This is a genomic window from Brevundimonas denitrificans, assembly GCF_030160755.1.
Lineage (GTDB): Bacteria > Pseudomonadota > Alphaproteobacteria > Caulobacterales > Caulobacteraceae > Brevundimonas > Brevundimonas denitrificans.
Window position 1 is genome coordinate 18,354 of sequence record NZ_BSOY01000039.1, and the last position, 8,792, is coordinate 27,145.

At 70.9% G+C, this 8,792-nt stretch carries 9 protein-coding genes; all 9 read right to left on the minus strand.

From position 1 onward, the window contains the following. Positions 1 to 78: 78 nt before the first annotated feature. Entirely contained in the window at positions 79 to 1,056 is a 978-nt protein-coding gene (gene glk, locus QQJ79_RS09575; RefSeq protein ID WP_284222701.1) for a glucokinase, read from the minus strand. Beyond that, a complete protein-coding gene (edd, locus tag QQJ79_RS09580) occupies positions 1,056 to 2,948 on the minus strand; it encodes a phosphogluconate dehydratase (protein ID WP_284222703.1) in 1,893 nt (630 codons plus the stop codon). The genes glk and edd overlap by 1 nt, the downstream gene beginning before the upstream one ends. Further along, the gene (pgl, locus tag QQJ79_RS09585) at positions 2,948 to 3,667 is read right to left on the minus strand and encodes a 6-phosphogluconolactonase (protein WP_284222704.1); all 720 of its coding nucleotides are present in this window, start codon (positions 3,665 to 3,667) and stop codon (positions 2,948 to 2,950) included. Before pgl ends, edd begins: the two co-directional genes overlap by 1 nt. Beyond that, positions 3,660 to 5,120, minus strand: coding sequence for a glucose-6-phosphate dehydrogenase (gene zwf / locus QQJ79_RS09590; RefSeq protein ID WP_284222705.1), 1,461 nt, complete (start codon positions 5,118 to 5,120; stop codon positions 3,660 to 3,662). Before zwf ends, pgl begins: the two co-directional genes overlap by 8 nt. 14 nt (positions 5,121 to 5,134) lie before the next feature. Next, positions 5,135 to 5,773, minus strand: coding sequence for a bifunctional phosphoribosyl-AMP cyclohydrolase/phosphoribosyl-ATP diphosphatase HisIE (gene hisIE / locus QQJ79_RS09595; protein ID WP_284222706.1), 639 nt, complete (start codon positions 5,771 to 5,773; stop codon positions 5,135 to 5,137). Next, complete coding sequence (gene hisF, locus QQJ79_RS09600; RefSeq protein ID WP_284222707.1) at positions 5,770 to 6,537, minus strand: imidazole glycerol phosphate synthase subunit HisF; 768 nt, start codon at positions 6,535 to 6,537, stop codon at positions 5,770 to 5,772. Before hisF ends, hisIE begins: the two co-directional genes overlap by 4 nt. After that, positions 6,534 to 7,271, minus strand: a complete 738-nt coding sequence (gene hisA, locus QQJ79_RS09605) for a 1-(5-phosphoribosyl)-5-[(5-phosphoribosylamino)methylideneamino]imidazole-4-carboxamide isomerase (protein ID WP_284222708.1) — start codon at positions 7,269 to 7,271, stop codon at positions 6,534 to 6,536. Before hisA ends, hisF begins: the two co-directional genes overlap by 4 nt. After that, entirely contained in the window at positions 7,268 to 7,870 is a 603-nt protein-coding gene (hisH, locus tag QQJ79_RS09610) for an imidazole glycerol phosphate synthase subunit HisH (RefSeq protein WP_284222709.1), read from the minus strand. Before hisH ends, hisA begins: the two co-directional genes overlap by 4 nt. After that, a partial coding sequence (hisB, locus tag QQJ79_RS09615; RefSeq protein WP_284222710.1) for an imidazoleglycerol-phosphate dehydratase HisB occupies positions 7,867 to 8,792 on the minus strand: 926 nt, incomplete at its 5' end. The genes hisH and hisB, both read right to left, overlap by 4 nt.

The following is an 8,792-nucleotide window of genomic DNA, read 5'->3' on the forward strand; positions in this document are numbered from 1 at the left end:
ATCCTTCCAGAGTGGAAACCCCATAACTCCACAGCTTGAAGACGGTTCACGGGCGCGTGAGAAAAAAGTGTTGGAACCTCAAATTTCCTTCGCGAAGGCCACACGGGCCGCGCCCAGCAGGGCGGCGTGCTTGTGCAGGATCACGTTCGTCGGGATGCCGGCCATATAGTCCTGGTACCGGCCCTTGCGCTCGAACCGTTCGCGGAAGGGGCTGGCCTTGAGGAAGGGCAGGATGCGCGGGGCGATGCCGCCGGCGATATAGACGCCGCCGCGCGCCCCGGTGGTCAGGGCGATGTCGCCGGCGACACATCCGAGAATCGCGCAGAACCGGGCCAGGGTGGCGCCGCAAGGGCTGTTCGGGTTCTCCAGCGCCTCGGCGGTGATCAGGGCCGGATCGTCGATATGGCTCTCGCGTCCGTCGATCTCGGCGAGGGCGCGGTGCAGGTTCAGCAGGCCGGGGCCGCAGATCAGCCGTTCGATCGAGACCCGGTCGTAGCGCCGGCGCAGGATGCGCAGGATTTCGTCCTCGATGGCGTCGCCCGGCGCGAAACAGGCGTGGCCGCCCTCGGAAGGCATGGCGATCTCGCGCCCGTGGCTGTCGCGAACGAGGGCGGAGACGCCGAATCCGGTGCCGGGCCCGAGCACGGCGAGGGTCGCGTGGGGCTCGCCCTCGGCCGGACCGCCGAGGGTCGCCAGCTCCGGACGGGCCACAAGGGGCGCGCCCCAGGCCAGCGCCTCGAAATCATTGATCAGCCGGACCGGATCGAGCCCGAGGGTCTGCAGTTCGCCCTCCGATACGCGCCAGGGTGAGTTGGTCAGGTCGATCTCACCGTCGGTGACCGGCCCGGCCACTGCGATGACGCCACCCGTCGGCTTGACGGCGCAGCCGTCGAGGAAGGCGGTGACGCCCTTGAGGAAGGTGGGGTAGTCAGCGCCCTTGAAGCTCTCGTGATGTTCGAGCACGGGCCGGCCCTCGACGAGGCGCGCGATGGCGAACCGGGCATTGGTGCCGCCGACGTCGCCGACGAGAAGGGGCGCGGTTTCCGAAGCGGGCATCAGGCGTCCACCGTCCGGTCGACCAGATTGGGGTCCGGCGGCGCGTCGGCATGGCCGTTCGCGGCGGCCGGCGCGACGAAACAGATCGAGGCGCCGGTCTCTGCGGTGCTTACCGCCTGGCGGAAGGCGCCGAACAGTTCGCGGCCATAGCCCCAGCCCGCGCCGGTGGCGTGGGCCGGCGTGCGGACCGCGGCGGGACGCGCGGACAGGTCGGGGACCCCGACCGTGGTCAGGACGCCAGCCTCGGCGTCGAGGCGGATGACGTCCCCGTCGCGCACATGGGCCAGCGGGCCGCCGGCGAGGGCCTCGGGCGACACGTGTATGGCGGCGGGCGTCTTGCCCGAGGCGCCGGACATGCGGCCGTCGGTGACGAAGGCGACCTTGAAGCCCTTGTCCTGCAGCACGGACAGGGCCGGGGACAGGCTGTGCAACTCCGGCATGCCGTTGGCGCGGGGCCCCTGAAAGCGCAGCACCACGACCACGTCGCGGTCCAGCTTGCCGTCCTGGAAGGCCTGAAGCGCGTCTTCCTGGGTCTCGAACACGGCGGCAGGCGCCTCGACGATGCGGTTCTCCGGCTTGACGGCGGAAATCTTGATCACCGCCCGGCCCAGGTCGCCCTGGACGAGGCGAAGGCCGCCCTCGCGGTCGAAGGGATCGGAGGCGGGGCGGAGAATGTCCGTGTCCAGACTTTCCGTGACGCCGTCCTTCCAGACCAGCTCGCCGTCGATCAGCATCGGCTCCTGGAAATAGTGATGAATGCCCTGACCCATGACGGTGACGACGTCGGCATGGATACAGCCGGCGCCGGCCAGTTCGCGGGCGACGAAGGCGACGCCGCCGGCCGCCTGGAAGGCGTTCACATCAGCTGAGCCATTGGGATAGACCCGGGCCAGCAAGGGGGTGACGGACGACAGCTGGTCCATGTCGGTCCAGTCGATCAGGATTCCGGCCGAGCGGGCCATGGCGACCAGATGGATGGCGTGATTGGTCGAGCCTCCGGTGGCCAGCAGGGCGACGATGGCGTTGACGATCCCCTTCTCGCTGACGATGTCGGCCATCCGGCCCTGACCGCTGCGGGCCAGTTCGACCGCCTGCTTGCCGGCGGCCGCCGTCAGGGCGTCGCGCAGGCCGGTTTCGGGATGGACGAAGGCCGTCGAGGGCAGGTGCAGGCCGATCAGCTCCATCATCATCTGGTTGGAGTTGGCGGTGCCGTAGAAGGTGCAGGTGCCCGGCGAATGGTAGGAGCCGATCTCGCTCTCCAGCAGGGTGGCGCGGTCGACCTTGCCTTGCGCATATTCGGCGCGGACGCGGGCCTTTTCGAAATTGGGGATGCCGGAGGGCATGGGTCCAGCGGGGGCGAAGACGACGGGCAGGTGGCCGAAGGCCAGCGAGCCCATGAACAGGCCGGGCACGATCTTGTCGCAGACCCCCAGGCAGATGACGGCGTCGAAGGCGTCATGGGTCAGGGCCACGGCCGTCGACATGGCGATGACGTCGCGGCTGAACAGCGACAGGTCCATGCCGGGGCGTCCCTGGGTGACGCCGTCGCACATGGCGGGCGTGGCGCCGGCGACCTGGGCGGTGGCGTTCACCTCGCGCACGGCGTCGCGGATGATCTGCGGGAACCGCTCGAACGGCTGATGTGCCGACAGCATGTCGTTATAGGCGGTGACGACGCCGACATTGGGCTGGGTCCCCGACATGGCGTTGAGCTTGTCCTTGACCGGGGCGCCGGCGAAGGCGTGGGCCCAGTTGGCGCAGGACAGTTTGGCGCGGCCGGCGCCGGATGAGCCGGCGGCGTCCATGCGGCGGAGATAGTCGGCGCGGGTCGTTTTCGATCGTTCGACGATGCGGGCGGTGACCTCGGCGACGACGGGGTTCAGGGTCGGCATCAGGCTTTCTCCGTCCACAGAACGTCGAGCGGGACCTTGGCCGCGATGAGGGCGGCGATCGGCCGGACGGCCGGGTCGCCGGCGGCCTCGCGTTCGAACACCGCGCGCTTGGCGACGCCGGTCAGGGCCAGGACCACGCGGCGGGAGGTCATCAGATACGGCAGGTTGATGGTCAGCCGCTCGAGGCTGGGCGCGGCGCCGTCGCGGCCATGCGGGACGCCGAGAACGGTCGGCCGGAGCGCGGGCGACAGCAGCGTCTTGAGGGTCGGACCGTCGGGGAACATGGAACAGATATGGCCATCCTCCCCCATGCCGAGAAGGACGGCGTCCAGTTTGCCGCCCTCGGCCGCCAGGGCATGGGCGGCCAGGGCCGCCGCGCGGTCGACGGTGACGGCGGGGTGGAACAGGGGGACGAAGCGCGCCGCGGCGGCAGGACCGGTCAGCAGCGTCCGCTTCAGCAGGGCGGCGTTGGACTCGGGCGAGGTCTCGGGGACGTAGCGTTCGTCGATCAGGGTGACGGCGATGCGGGCCCAGTCGAGGTCAGCTTGCGCCAGTCGGCGGTAGATCGGCGCGGGCGTCGAGCCGCCGGAGCCTGCGAACACAGCCTTGCCCTTGTCGGCGAGGGCGGCGGCGAGCGCGTCGGTCAGGCGAGCCGCGCAGGCCTCGGCCCAGGCGGCGCCGTCAGGGAAGGTCTCGATGACGGGAGGGGCCTCACCCATGGCCCGTATTCCATGCCCGGCCGCCGCGCTCGAGCAGAAGGTCGGCCTCCTGCGGCCCCCAGGTTCCGGCGGCGTACTGCTTGGGCTTGAAGGCCGCGCCGCGCCAGGCGTCGGAGACCTCGTCGACCCATTTCCACGCCTGTTCCGCCTCGTCACGGCGCACGAACAGGGTGGAGTCGCCGGCGAGGGCGTCGAGCAGCAGCCGCTCATAGGCGATGCGGCGGCGCGGCGGTTTGGCGCCCTTGTCGCCCTGGCCCCAGGACAGGGACATCTGGATCGGCTGCAACTGCATGCGCTGGTCCAGCCCCGGCTTCTTGTTCATCACCGACAGGGCGATGTCTTCCTCGGGCTGGAGCTCGATCACCAGCCGGTTGGCCGCGATGTGTCCGCGCTCGCCATGGTCGAAGATGGAGTGGGGCACGGGCTTGAACTGGATGACGATCTCGGTCCGCTTCTCGGCCAGCCGCTTGCCGGTGCGCAGGAAGAAGGGGGTGCCGGCCCAGCGCCAGTTGTCGATATCGACGCGCACGGCGACGAAGGTCTCGGTGTCGGAGGCCTGCCCCCGCTCCTCGCTGTAGGCCTTCGCCGGCTTGCCCTCGCTGGTTCCCGCGACGTACTGGCCGCGTACGGTGACGCGCTCGGCCTCATGCTCCGTGATCGGACGGAGCGAGCGGATGACCTTGACCTTCTCGTTGCGCACCGAGTCGGGGTCGAGGTCGGACGGCGGCTCCATGGCGACGAGGCAGAGCAGCTGCAGCATGTGGTTCTGCAGCATGTCCCGCAGGGCGCCGTATTCGTCATAATAGGGCCAGCGGTCGCCGACTCCGACGGTCTCGCCGACGGTGATCTGCACGTGGTCGATCGACAGGCTGTTCCACAGCGGCTCGAAGATGGTGTTGCCGAAGCGCAGGGCGATCAGGTTCTGCACCGTCTCCTTGCCGAGGTAGTGGTCGATGCGGAAGACTTGGTCCTCGGAGAAGGCGTGGGCGACGGCGTCGTCGATCTGGAGAAAGGACTGGAGGTCGCGTCCGACGGGCTTCTCCAGCACCACGCGGTCGGTCGCCTCGGCCAGGCCGGCGGCCTTCAGGGCGGTGACGATGCGGCCGTACAGCGAGGGCGAGACGGCGAGGAAGCTGGTGACGCCGCCGTCGCCGACCCTGTCCTTCAGGGGCTTCAGGCTGGCGGGGTCGGTGGCGTCGACGGGCAGATAGTCGAGCCGGGCGTCGAGCCGGGCCCAGGCCTCGTCGGTCCAGGCGTCGTCGGCGCGGGCCTTGCCCTCGACCGCGGCGCGAACCCTGGCGACATAGTCATCGCGGCTCTCGTCCGAGCGGGCGGCGCCGATGATCTTCAGCCCTTCGGGCAGCAGGCCGTCGTACTCGAGGAAATAGAGCGAAGGCAGCAGCATCCGCATGGCGAGGTCGCCGCCGCCGCCGAACAGCACCAGGGCCGCCATGCGCTCTCCTTCATTCAGGTCCCGGCCGGACCGGGAGTTTGTCTGGCCGCTTCCGCGCGCCGCGCCAAGACTTCGAGGACGTCCTGAAACACCATGTGACGCGCCCGAAGCAGCACCATCAGGTGATAGACCAAATCCGCGGCCTCCGCCGCCAGTTCCGAATCCGGGCCGGCGACGCCGGCCAGGGCCGTCTCGACGCCCTCTTCCCCGACCTTCTGGGCCACGCGTTTGACGCCCTCGGCGAGCAGGCGGGCGGTCCAGCTTTCGGCAGGATCGGCGGCGGCGCGGTCGGCGATGGTCGCCTCCAGCCGCGCGAGCCGGCCGAGGCCCGGCGCGTCCTCCTCGCCGAAACAGCTGATGCGGTTGAGGTGGCAGGCGTTGCCGACGGGTCGGACCTTGAGGACGAGGGCGTCGGCGTCGCAGTCCGGGGTGATGGAGACGACGTGCAGCCGGTCGCCCGAGGTCTCGCCCTTGCGCCAGCGCCCGCCGCGCGAGCGCGAGAAGAAGGTGGCCTCATTGGAGGCGAGGGTCTCGTCGAGTGCGGCGCGGTCCATGTACGCCAGCGTCAGCACCTGCAGGGTGGCGGCGTCCTGGACGACGACGGGGATGAGGCCGCCGGACTTGTCGAAGTCGAGGGTGGAGGGATCGATCACAGTCTCATTTCCTGTCCGGCGTCCGCGAGAAACGCCTTGAGATCGGGAATGGCCAGGGCCCCGGTGTGGAAGACGCTGGCGGCGAGGGCGCCGGAAACGTCGGCCTGTTCGAAGACGTCGAGGAAATGCGAGGCCGCGCCGGCCCCGCCCGAGGCGACGAGGGGAATGGTCAGGCCGGCGCGGGCGGCGGTCAGCTGGGCGAGGTCATAGCCGCGGCGGACGCCGTCCTCGTCCATGCAGTTGAGGACGATCTCGCCGGCGCCGAGGGTCTGGGCCTCGACGATCCAGTCCATGGTGCGGCGGCCGGCGCCGCGGCTGGCCGTCGGATCGCCGGTGTACTGGTGCACGACCCAGTCGTCGCCGGACCGTTTCGAGTCGACGCCGACGACGACGCACTGGCTGCCGAGGCGTTCGGCCATTTCGGCGATCAGCTCCGGGCGTTCGAGGGCGGGCGAGTTGATCGAGACCTTGTCGGCGCCGTGGTCCAGGCAGCGGGCGGCCTGATCGACCGAGCGGATGCCGCCGGCGACGCTGAACGGGATGTCCAGCAGTCGCGCGATGTCGCGGACCCAGCCGTAGTCGAGGGTGCGGCCCTCGGGGCTGGCGGTGATGTCGTAGAAGACCAGTTCGTCGGCGCCCTGGTCGCGATAGCGGGCGGCGAGCTCGGCGGCGTCGCCCATGTCCGTGTGACCCTGGAAGCGGACGCCCTTGACCACCCGGCCGTCGCGGACGTCGAGGCAGGGGATGATCCGGCGCGCCGTCATGCCGGCTCTCTGGCGGCGAGGGCCTCTTCGAGGGTGAAGCGGTTCTCGTAGAGGGCGCGGCCGACGATGGCGCCGTCGCAGCCCAGCGCCGCGGCGGCGGTCAGGTCGGCGACGGTCGCCACCCCGCCCGAGGCCTGAACCTTGAGGTCTGGACGGCGGCGGATGATCTCGCCCAGCAGGTCGAGATTGGGGCCGGTGAGGGCGCCGTCGCGGCCGACGTCGGTGACCAGCAGGTGGCGGGCGAGGTTGGGGGGATAGCGGTCGAGCGCGGTCCAGAGATCGACCCCGGCCGCCTCGGTCCAGCCCTTCAGGGCCGGGACCCAGCGGTCGCCGTCGGCCTTGACGTCGATGGCCAGGGTGATGCGGTCCGGGCCGAAGCGGCGCAGCCAGTCGGCCACGGTCTCGGGCTGCGACACCGCCAGCGAACCGACCACCACGCGGGCGACGCCGGCGTCGATCAGGGCGGCGACGTCATCGGCGGAGCGGACGCCGCCGCCGGACTGGATGCGGATGTCGATGGCGCGGGCGAGGTCGCCGATCAGGGCGTGCTGGACGGCGCGCCCGGCCTCGGCGCCGTCGAGGTCGACGATGTGGGCCCAGGTCGCGCCGGCGGCGGCGAAGGTCGCGAGGCGGGCGGCGGGCTGGTCGTCGTAGCGGGTGACGGCGTCGAACCGGCCGTGCATCAGCCGCACGCAGATCCCGTCTTTCAGGTCGATGGCGGGATAGACGATCACGCGGGGAGCTCCAGGAAGTTGCGCAGGATGCGGGCGCCGGTCGCGGCGGAGCGCTCGGGGTGGAACTGGCAGGCCCAGCGGTCGGCGCTGCGAACCATGGCGGGGATCGGACCGCCGTAGTCGGCGCGGGCCAGGGTCGCGGGCCCGTCGGGGCAGACGAAGCCATGCACGAAATAGGCGTAAGCGCCGTCTTCGATCCCTTCGAGCAGGGGATCGGCCCGATCGGCCGTCAGGCGCGACCAGCCCATGTGCGGGACGGTCAGATGCGGGCCGGGCTCCAGGCGGCGGACGGCGCCGGGGATCAGGCCCAGCAGGGGGACGGGCTCGCCCTCCTCGCTGGTCTCGAACAGCAGTTGCTGGCCGAGGCAGACCCCGAGGAGCGGGCGGGAGAAGGCGCGGATGGGCTCGACGAGACCGAGCGCGGTCAGCCGGGCCATGGCGTATGCCGCGGCGCCGACGCCGGGCAGGATCAGCCGCTCCGCCTCGGCGACCGCGACCGGATCGTCGGTCAGGCGAACGGTCGCGCCGAGCCGCTCGAGGGCGAACCGGACCGAGGCGGTGTTGCCGGCTCCGTAGGCCAGGACGGTGACTTCGGTCACAGCACGCCCTTGGTGCTGGGCACGGCGTCGCCCTCGATGCGAATGGCCTGACGCAGGGCGCGGCCGAAGGCCTTGTAGACGGCCTCGGTCTTGTGGTGGTCGTCGTCGCCGGTGACCGAGACATGGATGGCCGCCCCGAGGTGTTCGGCCAGCGAGCGGAAGACGTGGGCCGTCAGGTCGGTGCGGTAGTCGCCGATGAAGGGCGTCGCGAAGCTCCCTTCGAACACGGGGAAGGGTCGGCCCGACAGGTCGATCGACACGCTGGCGTTGGCCTCGTCCATGGGCAGGACGAAGCCGTAGCGGGCGATGCCGCGGCGTTCGCCGAGCGCCTGTTTCAGGGCCTGGCCGAGGGCGATGGCCGAGTCCTCGATGGTGTGGTGCGGGTCGGTGTGCAGGTCGCCTTCGCAGGCGAGACGCAGGGAGAAGCCGCCGTGGGCGGCGACCTGCTCCAGCATGTGGTCGAAGAAGCCGACGCCGGTGGCGATGGAGACCGGGCCGGTTGCGTCGAGGTCGACGGCGCAGACGATGCGGGTCTCCTTGGTGTCGCGGACCGACTGGCCCGTGCGATGGGCGCGACTGGATGCGGCGGCGAGGCCAAGCGCGGCCAGCAGCCGGTCGTTGACCTCGACCCTGGCCGAGACGGGCAGGCGGAGGCGGTCGCCGGCGCGGTCGGCGGCGAGGCCGAAGCCGGCGAGGGCGGCAAGGACGGCATCCGGGTCGGCGGGCCGGGCCATGATCACGGGCCCGAAGCCCGGCTCGATCGGCATGTCGCGGGAGAGGGCCTTGATCAGCCGGTCACGCTCCGACCGGACGAGGGCGATGCGCGCCGTCGTCTCCATTATCCTTGAAGGGTCGAGGGTCTGCAGGGCGAGCCGGATGGAGACCTCGGGGAGGGCCCAGGGCTCCAGCACCGCGGCGAGGC

Coding starts and splice junctions, on each gene's coding strand:
- pgl (WP_284222704.1), bottom strand. CDS start 3,667: ATGGGTGAGGCCCCTCCCGTCATCGAGACCTTCCCTGACGGCGCCGCC.
- hisF (WP_284222707.1), bottom strand. CDS start 6,537: ATGACGGCGCGCCGGATCATCCCCTGCCTCGACGTCCGCGACGGCCGG.
- glk (WP_284222701.1), bottom strand. CDS start 1,056: ATGCCCGCTTCGGAAACCGCGCCCCTTCTCGTCGGCGACGTCGGCGGC.
- zwf (WP_284222705.1), bottom strand. CDS start 5,120: ATGGCGGCCCTGGTGCTGTTCGGCGGCGGCGGCGACCTCGCCATGCGG.
- edd (WP_284222703.1), bottom strand. CDS start 2,948: ATGCCGACCCTGAACCCCGTCGTCGCCGAGGTCACCGCCCGCATCGTC.